Consider the following 26,982-nt stretch of genomic DNA (forward strand, 5'->3'; position numbering starts at 1 on the left):
TGATTATGGAGTTCTGAATGGCTTTGATGAATGTGATGACAGCCTTTCGCACGCTTCGCCGCTGGGGACGGCATGCCGTTGCGGCGTCTGCGGTCGTGCCCGCTCTCGCGTTGTGCGCCTGCTCCCCCAAGGAACAGAAACCAACGGTAAAGCCTCCGGTGCCGGTCGTGCTCGCAAAGGTAGAGCGGAAGACGATTCCGGTTCAGATCAAGGCCATCGGCAATGTGGAGCCCTATGCCACGGTGGCGGTCAAGGCCCAGGTGAGTGGTGAGGTGGTGAACGTTCACTTTACCGAAGGGCAGGACGTGAAAAAGGGCGATCTCCTGTTTGCCATAGATCCGCGCACCTATGCCGCCGCCCTGAAAAAAGCGGAAGCAAATCTTTCCCGGAATCTGGTCCAGGCGCGCAATGCCCGCCAGGACGCGGAACGCTATGCCCAACTGCTGACAGAAGGGATCGTGACCCAGGAGCAGTATGAGCAGTACCGGACCAAGGCGGAGGCTTTCGCGGCGGATGTTGCCGCCGACCGGGCCGCCGTGGAGAACGCCAAGGTCGAGCTCTCCTACTGCACCATACGCTCACCCCTTTCGGGCCGAACCGGCAACCTGGCGGTGCATGCGGGGAACATCGTCAAGGCAAACGAGAATCCGCCGCTGGTTACGATCAACCAGATAACCCCGGTCTACGTAACCTTTGCCATTCCCGAGAAAGACCTTGCCGAGATCAAGCACCGGCTGGCGTCCGGACGGCTCGCGGTGGAGGCAATCATTCCCAATGATCAGGGACCGGCGGAGCAGGGGACCATCAGCTTTCTCGACAATGCGGTCGACGCCGCCACCGGTACCATCAAACTCAAGGGAATCTTCGAGAACAAGGGGCGGCGGCTCTGGCCCGGTCAATTCGTCAACGTGGTCGTGACCCTCGCGTCCCGCGCCGACGCCGTTGTGGTGCCGTCCCAGGCACTCCAGACCGGACAGAGCGGCCCCTACCTTTTTGTGGTAAAGGCTGACACCTCCGTGGAGGTTCGCCCCGTCACACCGGGTATCACCCATGAAGGACTCACTGTCATTGAACAGGGCGTCGCTCCGGGGGAAACGGTTGTGACCGACGGCCAGATGCGGCTCACCCCGAATGCCAAGGTAACGGAAAAACGACCCGGAGGTGCCGGCGTTTCCCCCCCCGAACCGAGTAAGCGCCCATGAACATTGCCGAAATCTTCATCCGCCGGCCGGTCATGACGAGTCTCATCATGCTGGCGGTTATGCTTTTCGGCCTCATCGCCTACGACAAGCTGCCGGTCAATGACCTGCCCACCGTCGACTATCCGACCATCCAGGTTTCCGCCACTCTGCCGGGCGCCAACCCCGACACCATGGCCTCATCGGTGGCACTTCCCCTGGAGCGCGAGTTCTCCACCATTGCCGGTGTCGACTCTATGACCTCCACCAACGGCATCGGCATATCCCGCATTACCATCAAGTTCACCCTGGAGCGGGACATCGATGCCGCGGCCCAAGATGTCCAGGCCGCCATTTCAAGGGCCCAGCGCCAGCTTCCTCAGGACATGCCGGCCCCTCCATCGTTCCAGAAGGTGAATCCGGCTGATCAGCCGATCCTCTATCTGGTCCTCAGTTCGCCGACGCTTCCCCTCTCCACGGTCCACGAATACGCCGATACCATGATCGCCCAGCGGATTTCCATGGTCAACGGCGTAGCCTCGGTACAGATCTACGGCTCCCAGAAATATGCGGTACGGGTTCAGGTGGACCCCAAGGCCCTGGCGGCCCGCAAAATCGGCATTGACGAGGTGGCCCAGGCCCTGGAGCGGGGGAACGTGAACCTTCCCACCGGCACCCTCCAGGGAAAGCACGAGGCCCTGACGATCCAGACCAGTGGCCAGCTTTACAGCGCAAAGGAGTATGAGCCGCTCATCGTCGCCTATCGCAACGGTTCACCGGTCCGTCTCGGAGAGATCGGCCGGGTTATTGACAGCGTGGAGAACGACAAGGTGGCCGGCTGGTACAAACAGACCCGTGCCATTGTCCTCGCCATCCAACGCCAGCCAGGCACCAATACCATCGAAGTGGTAAACAGGATTAAGGAGCTGCTTCCCCAGTTCCGCTCCCAACTCCCCGGCTCGGTGGACCTGAGTATCCACTTTGACCGGACCGAGGGGATCAAGGAGTCGGTCGCCGATGTGAAGTTCACTATGGTGCTCACCATCTGCCTGGTTATCATGGTGATCTTTCTCTTCCTGCGCAACCTGCCGGCAACGGTAATTCCGAGCCTGGCGCTACCGCTCTCCATTGTCGGTGCTTTTTCGGCCATGTACCTGATGGGGTTTTCGGTCAATAACATCTCACTGTTGGCTCTGACCCTGTCGGTGGGCTTCGTGGTGGACGACGCCATTGTCATGCTGGAGAACATCGTCCGTCACCTGGAGAAGGGGGAGAGCCCCATGGAGGCGTCCCTCCGCGGCTCCCGCGAGATCGGATTCACCATTGTCTCCATGACCATTTCATTGGTGGCGGTCTTTATCCCGGTTCTTTTCATGAAAGGGATGCTCGGCCGGCTGCTCCACGAATTCGCCGTCACCATCAGCCTGGCCATTCTCATTTCCGGCTTCGTATCGCTCTCGCTGACACCCATGCTATGCAGCCGCTTCCTTCGTCCGCACAGTGGCGAAAAGGGCCACGGCAGGTTTTATACGGTCATGGAGCGGTTTTTCGACGGCATGTACCGCCTCTATGAAGTGACTCTGGCAAAGGTTCTGAGGCTCCGCCGGACCGTGTTGGCCGGCACCCTTGCCATGACCCTGCTCACCATCTGGCTCTTCACGAGAATCCCCACAGGGCTGCTGCCCAGCGACGACATCGGGGCCATCTTCGCTATTACCGAGGGTGCCCAGGGGATTTCCTTCGAGGAAATGAAGGCCAAGCAGCAGCAGTTGGCGGCCATTGTGCTCCAGGACCCGAACGTTGAAGGATTCATGTCTTCGGCGGGCGCCGCCGGGAGCCGGGTGTCCTCCAATTCGGGGTTCATGTTCATTCGGCTCAAGCCCCGCCACGAGCGGAAGCTTAACGCGGATCAGGTCATCCAGCAGCTCCGGCCGAAAGTCATGGCTGTGCCCGGGATTCTCATGTTCCTCCAGAATCCGCCGCCGATTCGACTGGAGGCTCAGTTGGCCAAGAGCCAGTATCAGTTCGTGCTCCAGAGTCCCGATACGGATGAACTCTACCGGCGCGCAGCCGACCTGGAGGCCAGATTGAAGCAGGTGCCGCTCCTGCTGGACGTGACCAGCGACCTCCAGCTCAATAATCCCCAGGTGCAACTCGACATAGACCGGGACAAGGCGTCGGCCCTCGGCATCACCGCCCACCAGGTGGAGGATGCCCTCTATTACGCCTACGGCTCCCGCCAGGTTTCCACCATCTTTGCTCCAAACAACCAGTTCAAGGTTATCCTGGAACTGGAGCCCCGCTACCAGACCGACCCGGCAGCCCTGTCCATGCTTTACATCCGTTCCCAGCAGGGCGACCTTGTTCCTCTCAACACCCTCGCCACCCTGCGGCGGACCCTCGGTCCCCTTTCCGTGAACCATCTGGGGCAGATCCCGGCGGTGACCATCTCCTTTAACCTGCGACCGGACACCCCTCTCAGCGAGGCCGTGTCAGCCATCGAGCAGGTGAGCCGCGATACGCTTCCAGCTTCATTCACCACCAGTTTCCAGGGAGTTGCCCAGGCCTACCAGCAGTCGACCACGGGGCTAATTGTCCTGATCATCATGGCGATCGTGGTAATCTACATTGTCCTCGGTATTCTTTATGAGAGCTACATCCATCCCCTCACCATCCTGTCGGGTCTTCCGTCAGCCGGGTTCGGGGCACTCATTACCCTGATGATCTTCGGCAAGGAACTGAATCTCTACGGCTTTGTCGGTCTCATCATGCTGATTGGCATTGTTAAGAAAAACGCGATCATGATGATCGACTTCGCCCTGGAGGCCCAGCGCACCGAAGGGAAACCGCCGCTGGAGGCAATCCACCAGGGGGCTCTCGTCCGTTTCCGCCCCATTATGATGACCACCATGGCGGCGCTGATGGGGACACTCCCCATTGCGCTGGGGATCGGTGCCGGGGCCGAGGCCAGGCGCACTCTGGGGCTGGCAGTGGTGGGGGGGCTTCTGGTGTCCCAGTTGCTGACCCTTTACATAACACCGGTTATTTATTACTACATGGACCGCATGCAGGGATGGTTCGTCGGGAAACTGCCGGGCCGCCGGAGGGTCAGCGCATGAGAACGCTCGTTCTGATTCGTCATGGGGAGAGTGTCTGGAACAGGGAAAACCGTTTTACCGGCTGGACTGACGTGGGGCTGACCGATAAGGGCGCGGCAGAGGCCCTGCGTGCCGGTCGTACCCTGAAAAACGAGGGGTTTGCCTTTGACGAGGCGTTCACCTCAGTGCTCAAGCGGGCCATCAAAACCCTCTGGATCGTTTTGGAGGAGATGGATCAGATGTGGATTCCGGAGCACCGTCACTGGCGGCTTAATGAACGCCACTACGGCGCGCTCCAGGGACTCAATAAGGCCGAAACTGCCGAAAGGCACGGCATGGAACAAGTTCATGTCTGGCGCCGCAGCTATGATATTCCGCCACCGCCCCTGGCCGCCGGCGATCCGCGCAACCCTGCACGGGACCCGCGCTATGCGGAGCTTGATCCCGCAGATATCCCCCTGACCGAGTCGCTCAAGGATACCGTAGCCCGTTTCCTTCCCTACTGGCACGAGACGATTGCGCCCCGCATTCTCGCGGGCCGCCGCCTGCTCATCGCCGCCCATGGCAACAGTCTGCGGGCCCTGGTGAAGTACCTGGACGGCATCGGGGACGACGCCATTGCCGGTCTGAATATTCCCACCGGCATTCCCCTTGTCTATGAGCTGGAAGATGACCTGCACCCCATACGAAGCTATTACCTGGGTGATCCTGACGAGGTTGCCCGGGCCACCCAGTCGGTGGCGGATCAGGTAAAGAGGTAGGTATGTGTGCGTCAGGGGCTATAGGATGCGATACCCTGGACCCCGCGACACGATAAATCCTTCCGCGGCAAGCTGTTCCAGGTTTTTCCCCACGATTTCGCTGCTCGCTCCCACTGCCTTTTCAAGCGCATCGCGGCTGATCCCCGGATTTTCCAGGACGGCCCGGAGGATGCGGCTGCGCACCTGCCGGTTGGATCCCTTGAACGGAGTCTGTCGCGTATGATGTGAACTGCGGCGCGACGGATTGCCATGCAGTCGCTTCAGGTGCGATCCGTAATCCATGAGAGCGTAATACCATTCGCGGGGATTGTCACGGTCCAGGGTCTGTTCGATCAGAGGCATGAGATCGCGGTCGTGAATGCTGCTTTGGTCCGCGAAGAAATGGTGGATATACACGCTGCGGATATTGGTCTCGATGAAGGGCAGGGGGGTGTTGAAGGCAAAGGCGGCCACTGCCCGGGACGTGTACGTTCCAATGCCCGGCAGCCGGACCAATTCGTTCGGATCAGCGGGGAGCTCTCCTCCCAGACTTGCGACAACCGCCTCGGCGCAGCGCTTGAGGTTCACGGCGCGCCGGTTGTAGCCAAGCCCCTGCCATGCCGCAAGAACCCGTTCCAGTGGCGCCGCAGCCAGGGCCCTCAGGTTCGGAAACTCGGCCAGGAATGTTGGGTACTTTTCCCTGACGCGCTCCACCTGCGTCTGCTGGAGCATGATCTCGGACACGAGGATGGCGTACGGATCAAAGGTTTCCCGCCAGGGGAGTTCGCGACGCTGGGATGCATACCAGTCATACACGATCCGCCGGAAGAGGTCCGCAACTGCAGGCGTGAGCCCCTCCCGGCGGAAGAGATGTGTCAGCTCCTGTTCCCTGTTCAATGGTCGCGGTACCCCAGGACAACAAGAATGCAGCTCCCGTCCGCGATGACAGTGATACCGTTTTGACGGCAAAGCTCCACCGCCTTGTCGCTTTCGGCTCCCGGTTGCATCCAGATAGTGCGGATGCCCTTGCGGGCAGCCATTTCCACCACCTCTTCAGTGATCTTCGGCGGCGTAATGACCGAGATGCTCGTTACCTCATCCGGCAGGTCCATCACGCTGGCCACGCAGGCCACTCCTTCAATTTCCTGTTCCCTGGGGTTCACCGGGACGACCTTCAGGTTCTTCTGTTGATAGACCCTCAGGACTTTGTTCCCGTATTTGTGTCGGTCGGCCGAAGCTCCCACCACCCCGAACGCCTTTGAAGTGAAAAAGGCGTCGATCTGCTCTTTTGTGCTCATGGTGTCCTCCTCTCGTGTTGTGACGAGATTGAATTGTATATCCTTTTGCGAAAATCACCACCCGGAATCCGTTCCCGCACGTTCAATGCCGGGTCCAGTCGGGCTTTATTCGCTTGACTATGGTTACTATCACCCATGAAACCGCAAGGGATGCGGCCATGATCCCCAGAGAGATGAAGGCGTTATTCAAAAGCGTTGGCCTGAGCAGCAGCACGAATCCGAGGCTGAGCATCATGATCCCTGACACGAGCTTGAGAACCCGTCCCTGCCATTCGGTCAATTTCCGGCTGCCAAGTGTAATCGTAAAGATTCCCACGATAACTGCCAGTGGAATCACATAGACGACATTGTAAAACCCCAGGTAGAGGTAATAGGCCGATGGCGGCAGTTCGCGCAGGGTCAGAACCCGTGTGAATACCATGGGAAAACCGGCGGTGCAGAGGAGTTCGTAACTGTTAGCGGCCAAGGCGAGTACCACGGTACCCGCCAGCATGGCCGGTAGGGTTCCTGCCCTGACAAGGTTCCTCATTCGCTCGAAAAGCCTGGGTTTTGCCTCTTCGGGTATGACGAGCGACACCCCTTTTTCGAACAGAAAAAAGTCCTTCACGTTCATGGTTGCTATGATCAAAGCCGCGACGGCAGCCAGCACGGTAATCCATGCCAGGTGTCCGGTTACCAGAAAGAGATTCAGCCAGGCCGCCATGAAGAGAAAATAGATCAAGCCGGAGAAAAAGACGAATACCCCGCCGATCAGTGCCATCTTGTGGCGGGAATGGGCATGAACCATGAGACTCAGGAGAAAGAGGAGCACAAAGAATGCACAGGGGTTAAAGCTGTCGAGCGTTGCAACGGCGAGGGTGAAAAAGGGCAGAGACAGTCTCTCGGCCGAAATGGTCCCGAGGAGAGGAAGGGTAAGCGGGGCCGCATTGCCGGCTCTGTCTTGTGTGTCGTTTTCGCCGGTTGGATGAGATGTCGCGGTGCGTCTGACGATCTCCCGTTCCAGTTCACTGCGGGTTTCATCTGAAAAACCGTCGAGCATCCTGTCAGCAATAATAAAGGTTGGGACCCCTTTAGCCTCTGTTCCCAGTTTGCAGGACATCGTCATGAGGAGATTGAGGTTGTTTTCATTGTGCAGCACTTCGTAGGAGCGGATTTCTAGGCCGGGAAAGCGGCGGTGGGCGTCAGCGAGGTAGGTTTTGGCCCGTTCGCAATGTGGGCAGCCTTCACCCCAGAAAAAGTAAAGGGTAACAGTCGGCGGCCGGGATGCCGTCTCTGTCGATGGGGCAAGAAGTATTATTATGAAGAGCAGGAGTGCGGCAACAGCGGGGAAAGGCACCCATCTCGTTCTTGCCCTGATCATCGCTCGTCTCCCGTTCGGGCACTGGTTATTTCTTGTTGCGCCTTCAACCGGCCCGAATTTTATATCTGTAGCAAGTGTACCACTCTGGAGCGGGCATTCATCTTTGTGGCAGAAACCTGAGACCGGTGCTTCTGGGTAATCGAGTATGTGTGTAAGTTTGATATGTGTTGTGCTAATAGGTGAGATATTGTTGTCTATCTTGCTTGAATATTTTAATTATTTTACTTTTACGTCACGTATGCCAGCGGGTCTCCAGGCAGGGGCGATAACGTGCGAGCAGTTGTCTTGTCCCAGCAAGGTGCCAAAGGTGATGGTGGTTTCTCCGAACCGGTCATTGACTTGATCCATGGCTTGCGAGAGGGTTGTGAGCCGCCGTTCTTCCGGGAAGAGGGGGAGCTGTTCCGAGGCATGTACAAGGTTGCTGATGGCAACGCCCAGGAGTCGTATTGGTTGCGTTAATTGGAGTGTGTCGAGCAGTGCAGTGACGGCTCGATAAATGTCGCCGCTTCGATTCAATGGGGAGGGGAGGGTTTCCTGGCGGCTGAACGTGGTGAAATCGGCATACCGTATTGTTAGGGTAACTGTTTTCCCTTTGGTTTTGTAGCGGCGCGCGCGGCGTCCTACCATCTCCGATAACATAAGCAGGTACTTATGTATGTCGTCCTTGTTGGTGAGGTCGTGGTCCAGGGTTGTACTGTGGCTGACGCTTTTAACTTCTTCTTCCGTTGTGGTCGGTATTACGGGAGAGTCGTCAATGCCCTGTCCCATCTGTTTGAGTCGTGCTCCCATGGCACCGAAATGTCGGGTAAGTATCTTGGAGCTGAAGTGTCCCAGATCGTTACAGGTTGAAATGCCGAGGTATTTCAGTCGTTGTTCAGTGGATGGGCCTATTCCGCAGAGGCTGCGGATCGGGGTCGTTTTCATGAGTGAAGCCACGTTTTCGGGGGGGATGATGGTGAGACCATCGGGCTTTTGCATGTCCGAGGCCAGCTTTGCCAAAAGCTTGTTGGGAGCGATGCCGATGGAGCAGGTGAGGCCGAATCGGTCCCTTATGCGGGCTTTGATCTCGCGGGCAATCACGTCGGCGCGGCCGAAAAGTCGAAGCGAACCGGTCAAGTCGAGAAAGGCTTCGTCAATGGAAAAGACTTCCACAAGGGGGGTGAATTGCCCGAGCATTTCGAAGATCAGTTTTGAAATACGGGTGTATTCCCGGTTGTTGCCGATAACGAGGATCAATTCCGGGCAGAGCCGTTTTGCTTCGTGGGTTGTCATGCCCGTGCCGACCCCGTGGGCGCGTGCCTCGTAGGATGCGGTAGTGATGATGGTGCGCGCGCCTGACCCGATGACCGCAACTGGCTTTCCTTGGAGGGATGGGTCTGCTTGTTGCTCAACCGAGGCAAAAAAGGCGTTCATGTCCAGATGGAGAATGGTTCGATGATTGCTCATGCTTGAGTGCCAGTATATTTACTTACCTGTGTACTGAGGAGTTTGTGTGTTAATCCATACGCCGGTAAATACCCACAACTTTGCCGATTATCCATGCCTCCTGTACCCCGCTCCGAACTATGATGGGGGCCATATTGGGATTTTCGGGCTGAAGCCGGATATGGTCCGCTCCTTGGTAGAAACGTTTGAGTGTTGCTTCGCCGTCGATCATGGCTACCACGATGTCGCGGTTTTCCGCTGTTTGCTGGGGGCGGACCAGGGCCAGGTCCCCTTCGATGATCGCGGCGTTGATCATGGAGTCACCCTTGACTCTGAGAAAAAAGGCACCTCCTTTGACCAGGGATTGATCAATCGATATGTGCTCCTCGATTTCCTCTGTGGCGATCTGGGGAACCCCGGCCCGCACGACTCCGATCACGGGTAACGAAACGGTAGGGGTGTGCCGTGTCTGCCCAGTCAGAGTTATGCCGCGCGAGTTCCCCGGTTCCCGCTGGAGATAGCCTTTCCGGGCAAGAGCCTCAAGGTGTTTTGCAACGCCCAGTGTGCCGTTCACGTTCAGGTGGCGGGCTATTTCCCGCATGGTAGGAGGATAGCCGTGGCGATCCACGTGGGCGGTTATGAACTCAAGCACCGTGCGCTGGCGAGAGGTAAGTGTTTCCATGGGGACGGCTTCCTTATTGGTTGACATATGTCAACCTATCATGGGAAAAACAAAGGTGTCAAGGGTGTGAAACAGTGAGCGGGAATTGCTGTCAGGCTACGGGTCAGGGGGAATAAGGATAGAGTGTGGTGGCGTGAATAGGGAGAAGCTGTGCGGGGGGGCATCCCCCCGTGCGCACGGATTCAACGCACGGGGGGTAACGATCGGTTATTCCTTGATAAAGACTGCCAGCTCGACGTGATCCCCCTCGGCCAGGCATGCAGGGAAGCACAGGCAAAGGTGATCGGGCGGCGGAACGATACCGGCGGATGCCTCAACGATCCTGGGAGGTGCGATTTCGATTGATTTGCCGAGTTGAGCCGCCTTGGCGGCTATGTTACCACATACCACGTTGATGAATTCCATCACCGTGTCGTCCAGAACCTCCTTGGGCTCTTCGTCCACATTGGCTTCCTTGAGGATTGCCCTGGCGATTCTGGCCTGGGCGTCCGTCGACACTCCCATGAGGTAGCACCCGGAGACGTCGCCGGAGAAATCCATGGCCGCGTAAACATCCTTCCTGGGCAGCCGATTCGCCATGAAGCACGGCTCGGGACGGAAGGTGAGAAGCGCCACCCGGGTAAGCATCTTGTGGGAGAGGTCGACCATCATTTCCCAGATGTTCGGGTTTGCAAGGCCGGCCGGGATGCTTACCGTGTCAGTGGCATACTGGGCCTGATCCGCCTTGAATTCGTCCAGGTAGCGGGGAAGGTCGTCGGCGGAAAGCCCGCCGACCTTGACCAGGGCTTCGCCGATGTAAAGGTGGCCGTTCTTTTGGCGGGTGAGCACCTGCTGCATCTGGTCGGCAGTGAGAAGCTCCAGCTTGACGGCCATGTCGCCGAAGCGCAGGTCTTCGCACCGCTGGGCGTTGTGGACTTTTTCGATGTCGGCTTCGGTCAGAAGCCCCATGGCCATGGCCGTGGCGCCGAAACTCAGGTTTACCGATTCCTGTAATTCTATGGCCTGCAGCAGAACTTCCCGCGTTACCACTTCCTTTTCAACGAGAAACTGTCCGAAAAACTTGACCGCCATGTCCGGTCCTCCCTGCGAGATTAATGAATAAAGGGGGCGAGCCGGGTTAGAGCTCGCGGAGGATCTTCAGTACATTGTCAGCCTCAAAAGGCTTAGAGATGACTGTCCGGGCTCCGAGCCGCAGGGCTTCAGTAAATTTGTCGCCGACTCCACCCAGAGAGGTGACCATCACAACCTTGATGTTCTTATCAAGGGCCACCAAGGTCCGCAGGGCCGTAAGTCCATCCATGCCCGGCATGTTCATGTCCATGCAGATGATGTCCGGGTGCTCGGTCTGGTGCATGCGGATGGCCTCCATGCCGTTCTTGCCGTGTCCGACCACCTGGAATTCGCCGCTTTCCGAAAGAATCTTGTCAAGCTGACGGGCCACCGAGATGCTGTCGTCCACAATGAGAACTTTTTTCATGCATTCCTCCTTCCTATGGTCACGCCGAACGCGTTTGATTTATCCATACATAATTTCATATCGGCAGGTTGCCCGTTTCGTTTAGCAAAAAAACAGCCGGAGACGGGCTCCGGCTGTTTTTGGCGGGGGACGGCGAGATTATGTCTGTTTAATTTAAGGGGTTACGAGACGTCTCGCCAGGAGGGTGGCGGAGTGCTCTACGGCAATGCCGGTTCCGGCGGCTTCCAGCCCCCCTTCGATCTGAAGTTTGCAGCCGGGGCAGTCCACGGCCACGGTGCGCGCACCGGTTTCCCTGATGGTCTCCATCTTGTTTTTCAAGACCTCCTGGGAAATCTCGGGGTACTTGATGGAATAGGAACCGCCGAAGCCACAGCACTTGTCGCAGTCGGTCATCTCGGCGATCTCCACGCCGACAAGCTCTCTGAGCACTCTGCGCGGTTCCTCGTGTACCCCGCACCCCCGCTTGAGGTGGCAGGCGTCATGGTAGGTAACGGTCTCTTTTCCACCGTTCACGGTTTCGTGCGTGGGGATTCCGGAGCCCGCCTTCCGCGCGGCCAGTTCGGAGAAGTTGAAGGTCTTGGCCGCCAAGCGCTCCGCCTTTTCCCGCCATGGGGGCTCGGTCGACAAAAGCTTGGGAAAGTCATGCCGCAATGACATGGTGCAGGTGGGACAGATGGTGACCACGTAGTCCGCATCCTCCTCCAGCAATACATCGATGTTGATTTTGGCCAGGTCCCGGGCAACGCCCATCTCTCCTGAATAGCGGGCCGGTATGCCGCAACAGCTCTGCTTCTGAGGGAACGAGACTTCATAACCGAGGGCTTCCAGGCTCTTGACGGTATCCAGGCACATCTCGGGGTAGACGAAATCGGCCAGGCAGCCGGAATAAAATAGCACTGTTTCCCGTGACGCCGCGCCCTGTTTCTTCGTTCCCGGCTGTTCCGCGATCAGGTCGCGGAACGGTTTCTCGGCAATGGGGGGAAGGGAGCGGTTGGCTGTTTCGCGGTTGAGAATGAGCGGCAGGTGCCGGATGCGCCCCCCTTCGCTCTGGAACGGTTTTTGTGCCAGATATGCGGTGCGCAGGGTTGCATGAAAGAGTGCGCGGTTTTTCATGAGGGTGCCGAAGAGGAATTTTTGCCCGGCGGGCTTTCGGATCTTATCCCGCAGATCCACGATGAGCCCTTCGATATCGATCTTTGCCGCGCAGACTTCGTTGCACTTGCGACAGCCAATGCAGAGCTTGAGGATGTCTTCGGCCTTGTCGAGACCGTGGAAGAAGGGGGTCAGCACCAGCCCGATCCCCCCTACGTAGATATGGCCGAACACGTGGCCGCCCACGATTTCGTAAATAGGGCAGACATTGGCGCAGGCACCACATTTGACACAGGCCAGGGCTTCAGAAAAGTCCGGATCGGCCGCCAGCCGGGTCCGACCGTTGTCGAGCAGCACGATGTGGAGTTCCCGCCCTTCGCCCGTGGGGCCTTTGATGAAGGATACATAGGAGGTGATCTTCTGTCCTGTGGCGTTCTTGGGGAGGATGGTGATCACGTCCAGGGCTTCGGAAAGGGTGGGAACGATCTTGTCTACCCCCACCAGGGCGATGTGGATACGGGGAAGGGTTGTCACGAGTCGGCCGTTCCCTTCATTGGTGACTATGCCGATGGCACCCGAATCGGCCATCGCCACATTGGCTCCCGACAGTCCGACCTGGCCGGTGAGGAAGCCATCGCGCAGCGTTTCCCGGGCAACCCTGACCAAGTGTGGGATGTCCGGTGGGCAGTCCAGGCCGGTTTCCCGGCTGAAGAGTTCCGCCACATCCTCCCGGTTTTTGTGGATGGCGGGCATGACCATGTGGGAGGGGCGTTCGCCGGCCAGCTGGATGATCCACTCGCCCAGATCGGTTTCCAGGCAGGTTACCCCGTTGTTTCCCAGGTAGTGATTCAGCTCGATCTCCTCGGAGGTCATGGCTTTTGATTTTACGAGGAAGTTTACGCCGGCCTTGCGGATGATCTCCAGGATGGTCCGGTTCGCCTCTTCGGGGGTGGCGCAGAGATGAACCGTTGCCCCTGACCGCTCGGCGCTGGCGGTAAATTCCTTCACCATCTCCGGCAACCGTGCAAGGCCCTCCTTTTTGAAGGCCGCTATCCTTGACCGAAGCGCCTCGAAATCAACCCCTTCAAAGGCCTTGGCCCGTGCCACCGGATAGGCTGCGGCAAAATTCTTAAGAGCTTTGCGCAGAAATGCGTCGTTGATTTTTTGCCTGATAACGTCCCGTGCCATTACCTATTCTCCTTCGATGATCAGGAGGTGGAGCTCCCTGGGGCCGTGCACGCCGATGGTAAGAACCCGCTCGATGTCGGCAGTGCGGCTCGGGCCGGTTATGAGGGAGAGATAGCGTGAGCCCCCTTCCGCCAGAAGTCCGCCAAGTCGCTCGCCCAGCGCGGAGAGCGTCGGCACAATGGTCGAAGCCCTGAGAACTACCGCGTGTACCAGCGGCAGGGCGGTTGCCGCCCGTTGTGCCGGCGCGGTAAGTTCCAGCAGCACGCTGCCGGTTTCGGCAATACCGGCGTCCGCCTCGCTGATACCCACTTCGGCATCGGCAAGCCTTTCGGAGGGGAGGGGGGTGATGGTTTCGAGCATGGCGGCAAGTCGGGAGGACAGGCTCGAAGCCGCCACCGGCCGGTTCGCCGTCAGGTCCAGCAGATAATCGACGGCACCATTGAGATCGGTAAAGCGTTTTACCGTAGCGCCAACCGCTTCCGCCGCCACAGTGAAGGTCGAGATCATGGGCACCTCTGTAAGTTGTAATACCAACTCGTGTTTTGAGGATAGTTTACTATGGTCGATAGTGTCAAGTGTATATAATTGTCCCTTAAATTTGCCTTGACAGTGTCTCGGTAAATTTGATAGTTGGTATGACAACTAAACAAAACTTTATTTTATTTTTTGGGTGGATGAGGCCGGCGGCCAATGGTATGGCAGGCTCTTCCCACACATCATACCCCTAAAGGCGCAGTGAAAGGAGAGTATTCAAATGCCATGGATTCAAGTGTACACGCCGGTCGCCGGGAGTCTCGGGTTGTCTGCCCTCGTGGCAGCTATCCCCCTCGTTGTCATCTTCGTCTGTCTCGCCCTGTTCAAGATGAAAGCCCATAAGGCGGGGCTCCTGGCACTTGCCTCAGCCATGCTCATCGCCATCACCGTCTGGGGGATGCCTGCAAAGCTGGCGGGACTTGCTACCGCCCAGGGGGCTGCCTTTGGCCTCTTCCCGGTCTTCTATATCGTGATAACCACTATATTTCTCTACAATATCACGGTTAAGGGAGGGCAATTCGAAATCATCCGGGCATCACTGGCCGGGGTGACTGCCGACCGGCGCCTCCAGGCACTGCTCATTGCATTCTGTTTTGGGGCGTTCATCGAGGGTGCCGCCGGGTTCGGCACGCCAGTGGCAATCGCGGGTGCAACCCTGGCGGGTCTCGGCTTTCAGCCCCTCTATGCCGCTGGGGTCTGCCTGGTGGCCAATACCGCGCCGGTCGCCTTCGGTGCCATCGGTATTCCGATTGTGGCACTGGCCGGGGTCATGGGGTACGGTGATGACGGCATGATGAAGCTTTCCACCATGGTTGGCCGCCAGCTGCCATTCATCTCCGTCATTATTCCCTTCTACGTCATCATGATCATGGTCGGCTGGAAAAAAACCATCGAGATCCTTCCCGCCATCATCGTCTGTGGCGTTACATTCGCTCTGAGCCAGTGGGCTACCGCCACCTACCTTGGCCCCTATCTGCCGGACGTCACCGCTTCGTTGGCCTCAATCATCGCACTAGTCCTCCTGCTGCGGGTATGGCAGCCCAAGACCATCTACACCTTCGCCCACGAGGCTCCCGTCACCGGCGCGACCGAACACCACTACACGACTGGCGAGGTGTTCCGTGCCTGGTCTCCCTATCTTGCGCTCACCGTGATGGTGCTTCTCTGGGGTATTCCCTCCATCAAGACCGTGCTGGACAAGAGTACTGTGGAGATCGAGGTGAAGGGGCTCCACAACATGATCGTCAAAAAGGTGGCCAAGCCCGAAGATACCCTTACTAAAATTGCTGCCGCCTCCGCCGAGATCGATCGCCAGTTGACCCTGCTCTCGCCGGCCGATCCGAAGCAGGCCGCCATCGCTGCCAAACTTATGGAGCTCAAGGCGTTCGAAACCCAGCTCGCCGCGGTGGAGCAGGGGCTCGTGGGGCAGGGAGCTGTTCTTACCGATGAACGGCTCAAGGCCTGTGATATCGTGTCCAAAAAGATGGCCGAAACCCAGAAGCTCTGCAAGGAGCTCGTCAAGACCGCTGCTGTTCCCGCCAATCAGTTCAAGCCTCTTGACAAGGCACTGGCCGATCATCTCCCGCTGAAGGTCGCTGCAAAATACAAATTCAACTTCATGTCTGCCGCCGGTACCGCCATTCTGATCGCCGCCTTCCTTTCCGCTCTGATCTGCGGGGTAGGCTTTGCCGACACCTTCAGAATCCTCGGCAAGACCCTCTATGACATGCGCTTCCCGGCTCTCACCGTTGCCTCGGTCCTTGGACTCGCCTATGTCATGAATGCATCGGGAATGACCAATTGCCTCGGCCTCATCTTCACCAAGACCGGTCATTGGTTCCCCTTCATCGCACCGTTCCTCGGTTGGCTCGGCGTGTTTCTCACCGGTTCGGACACTTCGTCAAACGTACTTTTCGGCGGTCTGCAGAAAGCCACTGCCGAGCAACTCGGCATAAGCCCGATCCTAACCGGCGCAGCCAACACCAGCGGCGGCGTTATGGGCAAGATGATCTCTCCCCAGTCGCTGGCCGTGGCAACCGCGGCAACAGGCATGGTCGGGGAGGAGGGGACACTCTTCAGGTTTACTCTCAAACACTCGATCTTCCTTACGATTCTGGTCGGTATAATTGTCTACTTGCAGGCGTATGTGCTTCAGTGGATGATACCCTAGCGTCCCCTGTCGGTAGCCCTGCGAAGGGAGTTGGGACTAACCGCACGGCACACGGGCTTCACCGTTGGGTAACCTTGCACCGGGAGAGCAGATATGGACGTTTCATTCATTAGCGAACTGAAGAGCATAGTCGGCGAGGAACACACCCTCGCCGACAAGGAAAGCCTCGCCTGTTACGGCTATGATTCAACGCCGGAGTATGAAAGCCGGCCCGGAGCGGTGGTCCTTCCCGCCAACGAGGAGGAGATCTGCCGGATCATGGCCCGCTGCCATGCCGCAGGGGTCCCCGTGACTCCTCGCGGCTCCGGAACCAACCTGTCCGGAGGCTCTCTGGGCCGCCCCGAAGGGGTTGTCGTTCAGACGAGCCGGCTGAACAGCATCGTTGAAATCGACGAGGAAAACCTGACCGCCACTGTCCAGCCCGGCGTCGTAACCAGCGCACTGCACCGGGCAGTGGAAGCAAAGGGGCTCTTCTATCCGCCCGATCCGGGCAGCATGAACATCTCCACCATCGGCGGCAACGTGGCCGAAAACGCCGGTGGCTTGCGGGGCCTCAAATACGGAGTCACTGCCGACTATGTCATGGGGCTCCACACCGCTCTACCCGACGGCAGCCTCCTGCGGACCGGCGGCAAAGCCGTAAAGGACGTTGCCGGCTATAACCTGAACCAGCTCCTCGTCTCTTCCGAGGGGACCCTCGGGCTCTTCACCGAAGTGACTGTTAAACTGATTCCCAAGCCCCAAGCCAAGAAGACGATGCTCGTCCATTTCCCGGTGCTGGAAAACGCGGCCCTGGCAGTCTCCCATATCGTGGCCGCCCGGGTCATTCCGGCCACACTTGAGTTCATGGACCGGGTCACGGTCAAGTGTATCGAGGATTACGCCAAGGTGGGCCTGCCCCTGGATGTGGAGGCCGTGCTCCTCATCGAAGTGGACGGTCATCCGGCCCAGGTGGAGGAAGACGCAGTCGCGGTCCGGCGGATCTGCGCCGAGCACCATTGTTCGTCGTTCCAGACCGCGGCCGACGCCGACGAGGCTCTCAAGCTCGCTACTGCCCGGCGGGTGGCCCTTTCGTCCCTGGCCCGGGTCAAGCCCACCACTATCCTTGAGGACGCCACTGTCCCCCGGAGCTGCATTGCCCCCATGGTCAAGTTTATCCAGGACACGGCCCGGAAGTACAATCTCACCATCGGCACCTTCGGCCATGCCGGCGACGGCAACCTTCATCCCACTTGCCTCACCGACGAGCGGGATAAGGATGAGATCGCCCGGGCTCACAAGGCGTTCGAGGAAATCTTTGATACGGCTCTCGCCATGGGGGGAACTATCACCGGCGAGCATGGCGTGGGGCTTTCCAAGAAAAAGTATCTCCCGCGGCTTGTGGGAGAGTCCGGGATACGGGTGATGCAGGGGATCAAGCAGGCATTCGATCCGACGGGAATCCTGAATCCGGGGAAGGTGTTCTAGGGAGTATTCGATGGAATACGTAAAATTGATCAACTGCATGCGCTGCGGCATGTGTCTGCCCCAGTGCCCCACATACAAGGAGACATTTCTGGAAACCGCCTCTCCCCGGGGGCGGGTGGCGCTCATGCGCAAGATCGAGGAGGGCGATCTCGAGGTGAGCGAGCGGCTGCTGGAATACCTCTCGCTGTGTCTCGACTGTCAGGCATGCGCCTCGGCCTGCCCCTGTGGGGTAAATGCCGGCGAGATGGTGGCTGGCTACAGGTGCGAACGCAGGGACGGGAAAGAGCTGTCGACGATGGAAAACCTCATCCTCAGAAGGCTTTTGCCGCATCCCGACCGGCTTGAGGCCGCAACGGCCCCCATGCGCCTCTATCAGCGGACAGGCCTTCAGAAGGTTGTCCGCAAACTCGGCATCCTAAAGATGTTTCCCCCAACCCTTGAGCGGATGGAAGGACTCCTGCCGGAGCTTCCGGTCAAGCCCCTGCGCCAGACCATCGACGAGGTGACCCCGGCGGTGGGACCGGAGCGCGGAACAATCGGCTTTTTTCTCGGCTGTGTCATGAGCCTGGTCTTTTCCGAGGCAAGCTATGCAACGGTGAAGCTCCTCTCATCGCTTGGCTATCGCGTCGTCACGCCGAAGGCCCAAAAGTGCTGCGGCGCCCCCAACATGCTGTCGGGCGATCGGGAGGGGCTTCTGGATGCGGCGCGGTTCAATGTGGATCTCTTTGCCGGCCATAGGCTTGATTTCATTGTCACCGACTGCGGTGGTTGCGGAGCCGAGCTCAAGAAATACGGCCATCACCTGGAAGATGACAGCCGGGCCGCGACCTTCAGTGCCCAGGTGCGCGACATCACGCAGGTCCTGGCCCTTCACGCCGACGAGCTGAAGGCGAAGCTTAACCCTCTGTCGCTCAAGGTGACTTACCACGATCCCTGTCACATCGCCCACTGTCAGGGGATACGCCAGGAGCCCCGCACGCTGCTCAGGATCGTGCCGGAGCTCGATTTCCGCGAGCTTCCCGAGGCCGATGCCTGCTGCGGCAGTGGTGGTACGTACAACATCGAGAAGCCGGAGATGTCCGACCGCGTGCTGCGCCGCAAGGTGGAGAACATCAAGGCCACTGGGGCCGACGTTCTCGTCACTGCCAACCCCGGCTGTCTTCTCCAGCTTCGTAAGGCCTTGGCCCAGGAGACGCCGCCCATCCGGGTACTGCATGTCACTGAGGTGCTTGCAGCAAGCCTCTTGCCCCCATTACTCTGAACAGTCACCAGCCGATTCGGGGGCAGTTGTTCGCCCCCGGATGTCCTGCTACACCAGTACGTTTGAATGCTCCTCTGACCGCTTGCTCAGGATAATACTGATTGCCTTCGGTTGAGCTATGGTGTATTCATATCCGGTCATATGATTAATGTCTCATCCGGAAGCCCGCCATGAACTTCAAGCCGATCAAGCCCAAAAAAATATCAACCCAAATCGCCGAGCAGATCCGCAGCTCCATTCTTGCCGGCGAATTCACCCCAGGGGAAAAGCTTCCACCTGAGCGTGAGCTGGCAGAGATGTTCGGCGTTTCGCGTCCGTCGGTCCGCGAAGCCCTCAATATTCTGGCTGCAGCAGGTCTTGTGGAGTCGTACCAGGGGGGCGGGACTATCGTCAAATCCCTCATGGATGCCGCGTCTGGGCCGCCTCTGTCCGAGATTATCAAGGTCGAGCAGGAGAGGGCGCTGGATGTCATCGAAGTCCGCAAATGCATGGAGGCATGGACTGCCTATTATGCCGCCCAGCGTGCGCTACCCGATGATGTCCGTAAACTTGAAGGAATCGTCTGGAATATGGAGGCAAACCTTAACGGTCTCAAGCCTTCCGAGGATTTGGATGCCAATTTCCACATTGTGATTGCCCGTTCAACCCACAATGTGGTCTGGCTCCACCTGATGCAGACTATTTTCGAGGCCATGAAGGAGTTCCAGCGCAGTGTCTGGCGGGCCGTTTACCTTACCGAAGAGGACCACAGGACGCTCTTTGCTCATCATAAAGCCATCTTCGAGGCGATACGCGACAAAGATTGCGAGCGTGCCCGCAACGCCATGCTCGGCCATCTGACATTCGCCGAGAAGCGGAGCAGTATCTATGTAAACCAGTCCCGCCAGGACCGTTGATAACTTTTCCGGCTTTAACAAACAAATAAGGGGCGCGCCGTTTCATGTGGCGCGCCCCCTTATTTGTTTGTGTGGGTAAGTATCGGCGTATAAGTGGTGAGCGTTAGGTAAAAGAAAAGGCCCATCAGTAGATGGGCCTTCAATGTTGGTGCGGTAGAATGGACTCGAACCATCACGGGGTAACCCCCGCCAGCCCCTCAAGCTGGTGCGTCTACCAATTCCGCCACTACCGCAAACCTTCTATTGTCTAAACAGTGATGATATCTGGTGCTTCGTCATCAAGAACTCACTTTTTAGCATTATCTTTACCTGGGTGTCAACTGCTTTTTTTAAAAATTCCTATTTTGCAGGTGCTGCCGGTGCCGGTACCGCCGGTTGCGCGGGAGCCGGCTGGGTCTGTTGAGGTTGTGCCGGTGGTGCAGCCGGTTTGGGAGCCGGAGCCGACACGCCTTTGGCGGGCATGATGGACGAGGTTTCCGCACGTCCGGACAGATACGCGAGGGTAAGGGATGTCAGCATGAATATGATGGCCGCGGCAGTGGTGAGCTTGCTAAGGAAGGTTGTTCCCCCGCTGGCACCGAAGACCGACTGGCTGCCGCCCGCACCGAACGATGCGCCCATTTCGGCTCCCTTGCCAGACTGGAGCAAAACGATTCCGATAAGTGCAAGACAGACGAGAATGTGAAGAAACGTCAAAAAGATCATCATAATGCCAACTCCACTGTATGTAGTAACCTGCAATCCATACCACAGGTTAGTTGAAAAGCCAAGTCCTAACTTGGCGTTCTTTCGTGTTTACATGCTGAACGAGGCAATCGCCGCAAAAGAGTCCGCCTTGAGGCTGGCTCCTCCCACCAGGGCGCCGTCGATATCGGGTTGGGTCATGAGCCCCTTGATGTTCTCTGGCTTTACGCTGCCCCCGTAAAGGATGCGAACCGCCTCTGCTGCCGGTTTGCCGAGAAGTTCGGACACCACCCCTCTGATGAAGGCGTGAGCCTCCTGGGCTTGGGCGTCCGTGGCGGTTTTTCCGGTGCCTATGGCCCATACCGGCTCATAGGCGATGATGACGTCTTTGAGGTCGTCGGCGGATAGCCCGGCCAGTCCGCCGTTCAGCTGCGTCCGCAGCACGTCGAACGTCGTGCCTGCTTCGCGCTCTGCCAGGGATTCTCCGATGCAGGCAATGGCCGCGAGTCCTGCTTTGAGGGCGGCCTTGATCTTACGATTCACGGTTTCATCAGTTTCGCCGAAATACTGACGGCGCTCCGAATGGCCGATAATGACGTGGCTGCATCCGGCATCCACGAGCATGCCCGGGGAAATCTCGCCGGTGTAAGCCCCTTCCTCTTCCCAGAAGCAGTCCTGGCCAGCGAGCTTGATGGCTGAGCCGTCCAGGGCGCCCTTTACGGCGGCCAGTACGGTGAAGACCGGAGCTACGACGATTTCGACCCCCTGGACGTCCTTCACCAGGGAAACAAGTCCATTGACCAGCTCACGGGCCTCGGCGCGTTTTTTGAACAGCTTCCAGTTTCCTGCAATCACAGGTGTTCTCATGGCCGCTCCTCCTATTTTCCGTTTTCTTCCAGCACCTTGATGCCGGGAAGTTTCTTGCCTTCGAGGAGCTCAAGGAAAGCGCCGCCGCCGGTGGAGATGTAGCTGATCTTGGCATATTCGCCGGCGCGGTGGACCGCAGAGTCGGTGTCGCCGCCGCCGACGATGGTAAGGGCGTAGGAGTTGGCCACGGCAGTCACCATGGCAAAGGTGCCGCGGGAGAAGGCATCCATCTCGAAAACCCCCATGGGACCGTTCCAGATGATGGTCTTGGCGCTCTGGAGTGCCTCGGTGAAGAGGGCAACCGTGGCAGGACCGATATCGAGAGCCATCCACTCTTCGGGGATTTCCTGAATGGTGGTTACCTTGGTCTCGGCCTCGGGGTTGAATCGATCGGCAGCCACGCAATCAACGGGGAGATAGAACTTGATTCCCTTTTCACGGGCTTTGGCGTAGGTTGAGCGGGCCGTTTCGATCAGGTCTTCCTCCACCAGCGACTTGCCCACGTTGTAGCCGAGGGCCTTCAGAAAGGTGAATGCCATGCCGCCGCCGATGATGATTTTGTCCACCTTGTTGAGAAGGCTTTCGAGAACTTCCAGTTTGCCCGAGACTTTGGCCCCGCCCAAGATAGCGACCAGGGGGCGAATCGGCTTTTGCATCGCCTTTTCGAAATAATTCATCTCGTTCTTCATGAGAAATCCGGCCGCAACTACCGGAAAGAACTTTGTTATCGCTTCAACCGACGCATGAGCCCGGTGTGAGACGGCAAAGGCATCGTTTACGTAGATCTCACAGCCGTTGGCCAGTTCTCGGGCAAAGTTTTCGTCATTTTTCTCCTCACCTTCATAAAAGCGCACGTTTTCCAGCATGATGATGTCGCCGGATTTCATGGCATCGATCATCTGCCGTACTTCGCTGCCGATGCAGTCGGGCGCCAAGAGTACCTCTTTGCCCAGAAGCCGCGAGAGACGCTTTGCCGCCGGGGCCATGGAATACTTGGGCTTGCGCTCTCCCTTTGGGCGTCCCAGGTGAGAGGCGAGAACCACTTTCGCGCCGGCATCGAGGGCAAAGTTGATCGTAGGGAGGACCGCCCTGATGCGCGTGTCTTCAGTGATGTTCTGATGTTCATCCAAGGGAACGTTGAAGTCGACCCTGATGAAGACCTTTTTGTCTTTGAGTTCGGATATTTCGTCAATATAGCGGATTGCCATGGTTTCCTCCCGAGTAGATAGTGTCAGCAATGCAGGGGCGGGATCGGTTCGACTGGCGGGCAAAAAGAAAAGGGGGGATTGATCCCCCCTTTTGCGCGTATCCGGTTTACTTGGACGCGATGAGCTTCATCAGGTCCACGACCCGGTTGGAGAAACCGGTTTCGTTGTCATACCACGAAAGAACCTTTACCATGGTGCCGTCAATGACCTTGGTGCTCAGAGCGTCAACGATGGAGGAGTGGGTGGTGCCGTTAAAGTCGATGGAGACCAGGGGCTCTTCCTCGAACCTGAGGATTCCCTTGAGGCTCCCTTTGGCGGCTTTCTTGAGGGCTGCGTTCACTTTTTCGGCATCGGTCTTCTTCTTGAGGGTGACCACGAGGTCGACCACCGAGACGTTGGGGGTCGGGACGCGGATGGCCATGCCGTCCAGTTTCCCTTTCAGTTCCGGAAGAACGAGGGAGACCGCTTTGGCGGCACCGGTGGTGGTCGGGATCATGGACATGGCCGCTGCCCGGGCGCGACGCAGGTCCTTGTGGGGAAGGTCGAGAATCTGCTGGTCGTTGGTGTAGGAGTGAACCGTGGTAACCAATCCTTTTTCGATGCCGAAGGTTTCATGGAGAACCTTTGCCACGGGGGCGAGGCAGTTTGTGGTGCAGGATGCGTTTGAGATGATGTTGTGCTTCTTCGGATCATAGGCGTCGTGGTTGACCCCCATGACGATGGTGATGTCTTCGTTGGTGGCGGGAGCCGAGATGATGACTTTCTTGGCGCCAGCCTTCAGGTGGAGTTCGGCTTTTTCACGTGCCGTGAACAGGCCCGTCGCTTCCAGGACCACGTCGATCTTCATCTTTTTCCACGGGAGAAGTTCGGGATTTCTCTCGGCGATGATGGTGATGGGCTTGCCGTTCACGACGATTGCGCCGTCGCCTACCTCAACCTTGCCGGGGAACGGACCGTGGACCGAATCGTATTTAAGAAGGTGAGCCAGGGTCTTGGCGTCGGTGAGGTCGTTGATGGCAACAATCTCAATGCCCTTCTCCTTGGCAGCCGCGCGGAGCACGGAGCGTCCGATCCTGCCGAAACCGTTGATTGCAACTCTGAGAGCCATTGAATCCTCCTGTCGCGTGATGTGAGAGCTCGGCGAGCCTTTAGTATACAAACCTCACAATCATATAGAGTTGCGGGCCGAGCGTCAACCGTTTTGTGCCGTCAGAGCCGTTCTCTCGCTGCATCGGGCGAGACAGCCTCATGTATAAAAAAGATGAGAAGGTTATGAAAGTTGTGCTACTATAAGCCCGTCAAGAACGAGCGCTTTCTCCGTCCTTGTTCATACGGTTCCATGAAAAATACCCTTGAAAAGCGAATAATCCTTTTTTCATTCATCATTCTGTTTCTCACGATTGCCGCCAATTCCGGCATGGATATCGTGGGGTTCAGGCGTGATTATATTCAGGCGCTGATCCTGCGATCGCAAAGCCTCGGAACCTCCTTGCGCGGGAGTATCGAGAAGGTTGTCGGGCTCGGCATCGACATCAGGGACATCGAAGGCCTCAGTGAAAAATGTCGGGATTTGGTCAATTCCAGCCCCGAAATTGCCTATTGCGTCATTACAGACAGCGAAAGTTCAGTTCTGTTTCTCAACGATCCCGTCTATCGCTCCCTACGCTTCGACATCATCAAGAAGGCTTTTACCACCCGACTCGACCAGAGTATCCACCTGATCGGGGAGGATGGAGCCTATTACGATACGGTGACGCCGGTCCGTTCATCGGATGGCAAGCAGGTGGCGCTCATCCACATCGGTTTCTCGCAAAAGGTGGTGGATCAGAAGGTTGAGGGGATCATCCTCCGTTCCGTGATGGTGCTCGGGCTCTTTTTTCTGATCTCTTTCTCGCTGGTGGTTATTTTCGTCAAGAAAAGCATTGTTCAACCCATTTCCGCCCTGTTGGGCGGGGTGAAAAAGATCACGGAGGGGAACTTCGACCACCGGATCGACGAGCTGTCCGTATATGAGTTCAACGAGCTGGCCCGGAATGTGAACGTCATGTCAGAGGCCCTGGGAAACCGCGAGGAGGAGATCAAGCGCAATTACCAGGAGCTTGAAAATATCCACAATGATCTCCATTCGTCATACCTCAAGCTGGAAAGCCTGAGTCTCGAACTGGAGAAGAGCGAAGAGCTGTACAAATCTCTGCTGGAAGACGCCAGTGATGCCATCGTTGTCGTTGACGAGAACGAGATCGTCAAAATGGTGAATAAGATGGCGGAGGAGTTTTTTGGCCACAGCTCAGAGGAGGTCGTCGGTCTGCCTCTGAGCAGGATGCTTGTCCTGGTCAAAACCCACAATATCCCCATTGTTTACAATTTTTTCCAAGAGGTGGGGAAGGGGAGACATGTGGCGGAGGAGATCCGCTTCTCGCGAGTGGAAGGTGAACAGGTTGTGGGACTTATTCACGCCAACACCGTTACCATTGGGTCCGAGCGCCTCATTCAAGCCATCATCCGCGATGTAACCCGTGAACGGGAGATTCTTTTCAACCTGGAAAAAAGCGCCACTGACCTGGCCCGCCTCAACAAGATGAAGGACTCATTCCTGGGGATAGCCTCCCACGAGCTCAAAACGCCACTTACCGTGATCATGGGGTATGCGGAGCTGATCCTTTCCGATATGAGTGGCAAGGTCGACCGGAATGTGATCGACATGGTGCAGAACATCTCCAATGCTGCTGCCCGGCTCGACAATATCGTCAAGGATATGGTCGACATTTCGATGATCGACGAAAGACGGCTCCGGCTCAAGCTCGACGATGTCGATGTGAACCGGCTGGTCGAAGACTCCATGAACGAGCTCCGCTTTTTCGTCTCAATGCGCAAGCAGAAGCTGGTCGGCGAACTGGATGAAACGGTCCCCCGGATCAAGGGAGACCCTGTGCGACTCATGCAGCTCATGTCTAACGTCATCGGCAACGCCATCAAGTTTACCCCCGATGGCGGCCGAATCACTGTTTCCACCCGGACCAAGTACCTGCTTCGCTCCAAGCAGGCGCCGATTCCGGAGCTGGTCAAGCCGGTGGTCAATATCGGCAAGGAACAGCACCTTTACGTTGAAATCACTATCACAGACACCGGCATCGGCATCGATATGGATGACCAGCTCCGGATATTCGACAAATTCTACGAGGTGGGAAACATTGAAGAGCACAGTTCGGGCAAGGTGGCATTCAAGGCGCGCGGCGCGGGTCTGGGACTTTCCATTGCCAAGGGGATAGTCGAGATGCACGGCGGCGAGATATGGGTCGAGTCACCTGGCTACAACCCCGAGCAATTTCCCGGCTCAACTTTTCACATTGTGCTGCCTCTGAATCCCATCACCGGAGATGGAAGTATTGATTACCTCAATCTGCTTGAGTGACCTTCGCGACTCTGACCGGAGCCGGTATCCGGCAGCCGTTGATCGTTAAAAAAATTTTCCGCCTTTCGCCTTGAATCATTCCCCCTGTTTCCTGTATATAAGATAGGTTGAGCTGTTCGCTTGCCGGTAGTACCACAAGGCCATGAATGGAGGGTGTGTGAGGGTTTGTCTCCTCGCCAGCGGGAGCAAAGGCAATTCCCTGTTCATCGAGACCGGCGAGAGCAGGATTCTCATCGATGCAGGCCTCTCGGCCCGGGAACTGGTCCGTAGGCTCTCCCTCATCGGGGTTGATGCCGCCCAGCTTGATGCACTGTTCATCAGTCACGAGCATACGGACCATGTGCGGGGGGCCGGAGTTCTGGCCAGGAAGTACCGAATACCGGTTCACGTGAGCTATCCGACACATCGGGAGATCAGCGGCCAGATCCATGGAGTCTACGTGACGGAGTTCGAGTCGGGCTACTCCTTTACGTTTCGCGACCTGCTCGTTGACCCCTTCCGTATAACCCATGACGCCTGCGATCCCGTGGGTTTCACCGTTGAGAGCAGGGAGGGCAAGGTGGGGATTGCCACCGACCTGGGGACCGCAACCCGTCTCGTGGCTGACAAGCTTGCAGGCTGCCGGGCGTTGGTCGTGGAGTCGAATCACGATGAAGGGATGCTGATGGACGGTCCCTATCCCTGGCACTTGAAGCAGCGGATCAAGTCCCGTCACGGACACCTATCCAACAACGATACAGCGGCCCTCCTGGCCGAGGTGATCAACCCCGGACTGGAGGGACTTTTTCTTGCCCACCTCTCGGAGGTAAACAACGATCCCGTCATGGCCCGCCAAGTGACCGCCAGTTTCCTGGCCGGGCAAAACATCTGCTCTCCACGTCTCGTTGTGGGCGATCAGTATCGGCCCAGCGAGCTTTTGAACATCTGACAGGCTGTTGCATGAGA

The 26,982-nt window shown here is 57.7% G+C and carries 22 protein-coding genes and 1 tRNA gene; 9 read left to right on the plus strand and 14 right to left on the minus strand.

Features of this window, described 5'->3' with window-relative positions:
- Positions 1-17 precede the first annotated feature (17 nt).
- From GS_RS08035 to gpmA, 3 genes are read left to right on the plus strand one after another with little or no spacing between them, the layout of a single operon-like run.
- Complete coding sequence (locus GS_RS08035) at positions 18-1,202, plus strand: efflux RND transporter periplasmic adaptor subunit (protein ID WP_010942255.1); 1,185 nt, start codon at positions 18-20, stop codon at positions 1,200-1,202.
- Positions 1,199-4,297 (plus strand): efflux RND transporter permease subunit, encoded by a 3,099-nt coding sequence (locus GS_RS08040; protein WP_010942256.1) that lies wholly within the window; start codon positions 1,199-1,201, stop codon positions 4,295-4,297. Before GS_RS08035 ends, GS_RS08040 begins: the two co-directional genes overlap by 4 nt.
- Positions 4,294-5,037, plus strand: coding sequence for a 2,3-diphosphoglycerate-dependent phosphoglycerate mutase (gpmA, locus tag GS_RS08045; RefSeq protein WP_010942257.1), 744 nt, complete (start codon positions 4,294-4,296; stop codon positions 5,035-5,037). Before GS_RS08040 ends, gpmA begins: the two co-directional genes overlap by 4 nt.
- Positions 5,038-5,055: 18 nt before the next feature.
- Here gpmA and GS_RS08050 read toward each other — a convergent pair whose 3' ends face one another.
- The 9 genes from GS_RS08050 to GS_RS08090 all read right to left on the minus strand — a co-directional run bounded on the left by GS_RS08050 (position 5,056) and on the right by GS_RS08090 (position 14,045).
- Positions 5,056-5,913, minus strand: coding sequence for an endonuclease III (locus GS_RS08050; protein WP_010942258.1), 858 nt, complete (start codon positions 5,911-5,913; stop codon positions 5,056-5,058).
- Complete coding sequence (locus GS_RS08055; protein ID WP_010942259.1) at positions 5,910-6,314, minus strand: CoA-binding protein; 405 nt, start codon at positions 6,312-6,314, stop codon at positions 5,910-5,912. Before GS_RS08055 ends, GS_RS08050 begins: the two co-directional genes overlap by 4 nt.
- Before the next feature lie 82 nt (positions 6,315-6,396).
- Positions 6,397-7,419 carry a hypothetical protein gene (locus GS_RS08060; protein WP_235045010.1) on the minus strand — a complete coding sequence of 341 codons (1,023 nt, stop codon included), beginning with the start codon at positions 7,417-7,419 and terminating at the stop codon, positions 6,397-6,399.
- A gap of 471 nt (positions 7,420-7,890) precedes the next feature.
- Complete coding sequence (gene dinB / locus GS_RS08065; protein ID WP_010942261.1) at positions 7,891-9,120, minus strand: DNA polymerase IV; 1,230 nt, start codon at positions 9,118-9,120, stop codon at positions 7,891-7,893.
- 49 nt (positions 9,121-9,169) lie between these two features.
- On the minus strand, positions 9,170-9,781 hold the full coding sequence (gene lexA, locus GS_RS08070) for a transcriptional repressor LexA (RefSeq protein ID WP_010942262.1): 612 nt from the start codon (positions 9,779-9,781) through the stop codon (positions 9,170-9,172).
- A gap of 207 nt (positions 9,782-9,988) precedes the next feature.
- A complete protein-coding gene (locus GS_RS08075; protein WP_010942263.1) occupies positions 9,989-10,852 on the minus strand; it encodes a chemotaxis protein CheX in 864 nt (287 codons plus the stop codon).
- A gap of 46 nt (positions 10,853-10,898) precedes the next feature.
- Complete coding sequence (locus tag GS_RS08080) at positions 10,899-11,258, minus strand: response regulator (RefSeq protein WP_010942264.1); 360 nt, start codon at positions 11,256-11,258, stop codon at positions 10,899-10,901.
- Positions 11,259-11,411: 153 nt separating this feature from the next.
- Positions 11,412-13,538, minus strand: coding sequence for an L-lactate dehydrogenase (quinone) large subunit LdhH (gene ldhH, locus GS_RS08085; protein ID WP_010942265.1), 2,127 nt, complete (start codon positions 13,536-13,538; stop codon positions 11,412-11,414).
- Between the two features lie 3 nt (positions 13,539-13,541).
- Positions 13,542-14,045, minus strand: coding sequence for a LutC/YkgG family protein (locus GS_RS08090; RefSeq protein WP_010942266.1), 504 nt, complete (start codon positions 14,043-14,045; stop codon positions 13,542-13,544).
- A 247-nt stretch (positions 14,046-14,292) separates the two neighbouring features.
- Here GS_RS08090 and GS_RS08095 point away from each other — a divergent pair, with 247 nt between their 5' ends.
- The 4 genes from GS_RS08095 to GS_RS08110 all read left to right on the plus strand — a co-directional run bounded on the left by GS_RS08095 (position 14,293) and on the right by GS_RS08110 (position 19,866).
- Complete coding sequence (locus tag GS_RS08095) at positions 14,293-16,242, plus strand: L-lactate permease (RefSeq protein ID WP_010942267.1); 1,950 nt, start codon at positions 14,293-14,295, stop codon at positions 16,240-16,242.
- Positions 16,243-16,335: 93 nt separating this feature from the next.
- On the plus strand, positions 16,336-17,709 hold the full coding sequence (locus GS_RS08100; protein ID WP_010942268.1) for an FAD-binding oxidoreductase: 1,374 nt from the start codon (positions 16,336-16,338) through the stop codon (positions 17,707-17,709).
- A gap of 10 nt (positions 17,710-17,719) precedes the next feature.
- Positions 17,720-18,970, plus strand: a complete 1,251-nt coding sequence (locus GS_RS08105; protein WP_010942269.1) for a (Fe-S)-binding protein — start codon at positions 17,720-17,722, stop codon at positions 18,968-18,970.
- A 170-nt stretch (positions 18,971-19,140) separates the two neighbouring features.
- On the plus strand, positions 19,141-19,866 hold the full coding sequence (locus tag GS_RS08110) for a FadR/GntR family transcriptional regulator (protein WP_010942270.1): 726 nt from the start codon (positions 19,141-19,143) through the stop codon (positions 19,864-19,866).
- 146 nt (positions 19,867-20,012) lie between these two features.
- On the opposite strand, the gene GS_RS08115 is transcribed toward GS_RS08110, so the two are convergent.
- The 5 genes from GS_RS08115 to gap all read right to left on the minus strand — a co-directional run bounded on the left by GS_RS08115 (position 20,013) and on the right by gap (position 23,733).
- A tRNA-Leu gene (locus tag GS_RS08115) sits at positions 20,013-20,099 on the minus strand.
- A gap of 106 nt (positions 20,100-20,205) precedes the next feature.
- On the minus strand, positions 20,206-20,574 hold the full coding sequence (secG, locus tag GS_RS08120; RefSeq protein ID WP_010942271.1) for a preprotein translocase subunit SecG: 369 nt from the start codon (positions 20,572-20,574) through the stop codon (positions 20,206-20,208).
- Between the two features lie 87 nt (positions 20,575-20,661).
- Positions 20,662-21,417, minus strand: coding sequence for a triose-phosphate isomerase (gene tpiA, locus GS_RS08125; RefSeq protein ID WP_010942272.1), 756 nt, complete (start codon positions 21,415-21,417; stop codon positions 20,662-20,664).
- 11 nt (positions 21,418-21,428) lie between these two features.
- A complete protein-coding gene (gene pgk, locus GS_RS08130) occupies positions 21,429-22,625 on the minus strand; it encodes a phosphoglycerate kinase (protein ID WP_010942273.1) in 1,197 nt (398 codons plus the stop codon).
- 106 nt (positions 22,626-22,731) lie between these two features.
- Complete coding sequence (gene gap / locus GS_RS08135) at positions 22,732-23,733, minus strand: type I glyceraldehyde-3-phosphate dehydrogenase (RefSeq protein ID WP_010942274.1); 1,002 nt, start codon at positions 23,731-23,733, stop codon at positions 22,732-22,734.
- Positions 23,734-23,964: 231 nt separating this feature from the next.
- Here gap and GS_RS08140 point away from each other — a divergent pair, with 231 nt between their 5' ends.
- The gene (locus tag GS_RS08140; protein WP_010942275.1) at positions 23,965-26,037 is read left to right on the plus strand and encodes an ATP-binding protein; all 2,073 of its coding nucleotides are present in this window, start codon (positions 23,965-23,967) and stop codon (positions 26,035-26,037) included.
- A 157-nt stretch (positions 26,038-26,194) separates the two neighbouring features.
- Complete coding sequence (locus GS_RS08145) at positions 26,195-26,965, plus strand: MBL fold metallo-hydrolase (RefSeq protein ID WP_014551636.1); 771 nt, start codon at positions 26,195-26,197, stop codon at positions 26,963-26,965.
- The last annotated feature ends 17 nt before the right edge of the window (positions 26,966-26,982 follow it).

Origin of the sequence: Geobacter sulfurreducens PCA, from assembly GCF_000007985.2 — a bacterium.
Classification (GTDB): Bacteria; Desulfobacterota; Desulfuromonadia; order Geobacterales; family Geobacteraceae; genus Geobacter; species Geobacter sulfurreducens.

Excerpts from the sequence above, each read along its gene's own strand:
- GS_RS08035 (WP_010942255.1), top strand. The coding sequence starts at position 18 with ATGGCTTTGATGAATGTGATGACAGCCTTTCGCACGCTTCGCCGCTGG.
- GS_RS08040 (WP_010942256.1), top strand. The coding sequence starts at position 1,199 with ATGAACATTGCCGAAATCTTCATCCGCCGGCCGGTCATGACGAGTCTC.
- gpmA (WP_010942257.1), top strand. The coding sequence starts at position 4,294 with ATGAGAACGCTCGTTCTGATTCGTCATGGGGAGAGTGTCTGGAACAGG.
- GS_RS08055 (WP_010942259.1), bottom strand. The coding sequence starts at position 6,314 with ATGAGCACAAAAGAGCAGATCGACGCCTTTTTCACTTCAAAGGCGTTC.
- GS_RS08060 (WP_235045010.1), bottom strand. The coding sequence starts at position 7,419 with ATGACGATGTCCTGCAAACTGGGAACAGAGGCTAAAGGGGTCCCAACC.
- dinB (WP_010942261.1), bottom strand. The coding sequence starts at position 9,120 with ATGAGCAATCATCGAACCATTCTCCATCTGGACATGAACGCCTTTTTT.
- lexA (WP_010942262.1), bottom strand. The coding sequence starts at position 9,781 with ATGGAAACACTTACCTCTCGCCAGCGCACGGTGCTTGAGTTCATAACC.
- GS_RS08075 (WP_010942263.1), bottom strand. The coding sequence starts at position 10,852 with ATGGCGGTCAAGTTTTTCGGACAGTTTCTCGTTGAAAAGGAAGTGGTA.
- GS_RS08080 (WP_010942264.1), bottom strand. The coding sequence starts at position 11,258 with ATGAAAAAAGTTCTCATTGTGGACGACAGCATCTCGGTGGCCCGTCAG.
- ldhH (WP_010942265.1), bottom strand. The coding sequence starts at position 13,538 with ATGGCACGGGACGTTATCAGGCAAAAAATCAACGACGCATTTCTGCGC.
- GS_RS08090 (WP_010942266.1), bottom strand. The coding sequence starts at position 14,045 with ATGATCTCGACCTTCACTGTGGCGGCGGAAGCGGTTGGCGCTACGGTA.
- GS_RS08095 (WP_010942267.1), top strand. The coding sequence starts at position 14,293 with ATGCCATGGATTCAAGTGTACACGCCGGTCGCCGGGAGTCTCGGGTTG.
- GS_RS08100 (WP_010942268.1), top strand. The coding sequence starts at position 16,336 with ATGGACGTTTCATTCATTAGCGAACTGAAGAGCATAGTCGGCGAGGAA.
- GS_RS08105 (WP_010942269.1), top strand. The coding sequence starts at position 17,720 with ATGGAATACGTAAAATTGATCAACTGCATGCGCTGCGGCATGTGTCTG.
- GS_RS08110 (WP_010942270.1), top strand. The coding sequence starts at position 19,141 with ATGAACTTCAAGCCGATCAAGCCCAAAAAAATATCAACCCAAATCGCC.
- secG (WP_010942271.1), bottom strand. The coding sequence starts at position 20,574 with ATGATGATCTTTTTGACGTTTCTTCACATTCTCGTCTGTCTTGCACTT.
- tpiA (WP_010942272.1), bottom strand. The coding sequence starts at position 21,417 with ATGAGAACACCTGTGATTGCAGGAAACTGGAAGCTGTTCAAAAAACGC.
- pgk (WP_010942273.1), bottom strand. The coding sequence starts at position 22,625 with ATGGCAATCCGCTATATTGACGAAATATCCGAACTCAAAGACAAAAAG.
- gap (WP_010942274.1), bottom strand. The coding sequence starts at position 23,733 with ATGGCTCTCAGAGTTGCAATCAACGGTTTCGGCAGGATCGGACGCTCC.
- GS_RS08140 (WP_010942275.1), top strand. The coding sequence starts at position 23,965 with ATGAAAAATACCCTTGAAAAGCGAATAATCCTTTTTTCATTCATCATT.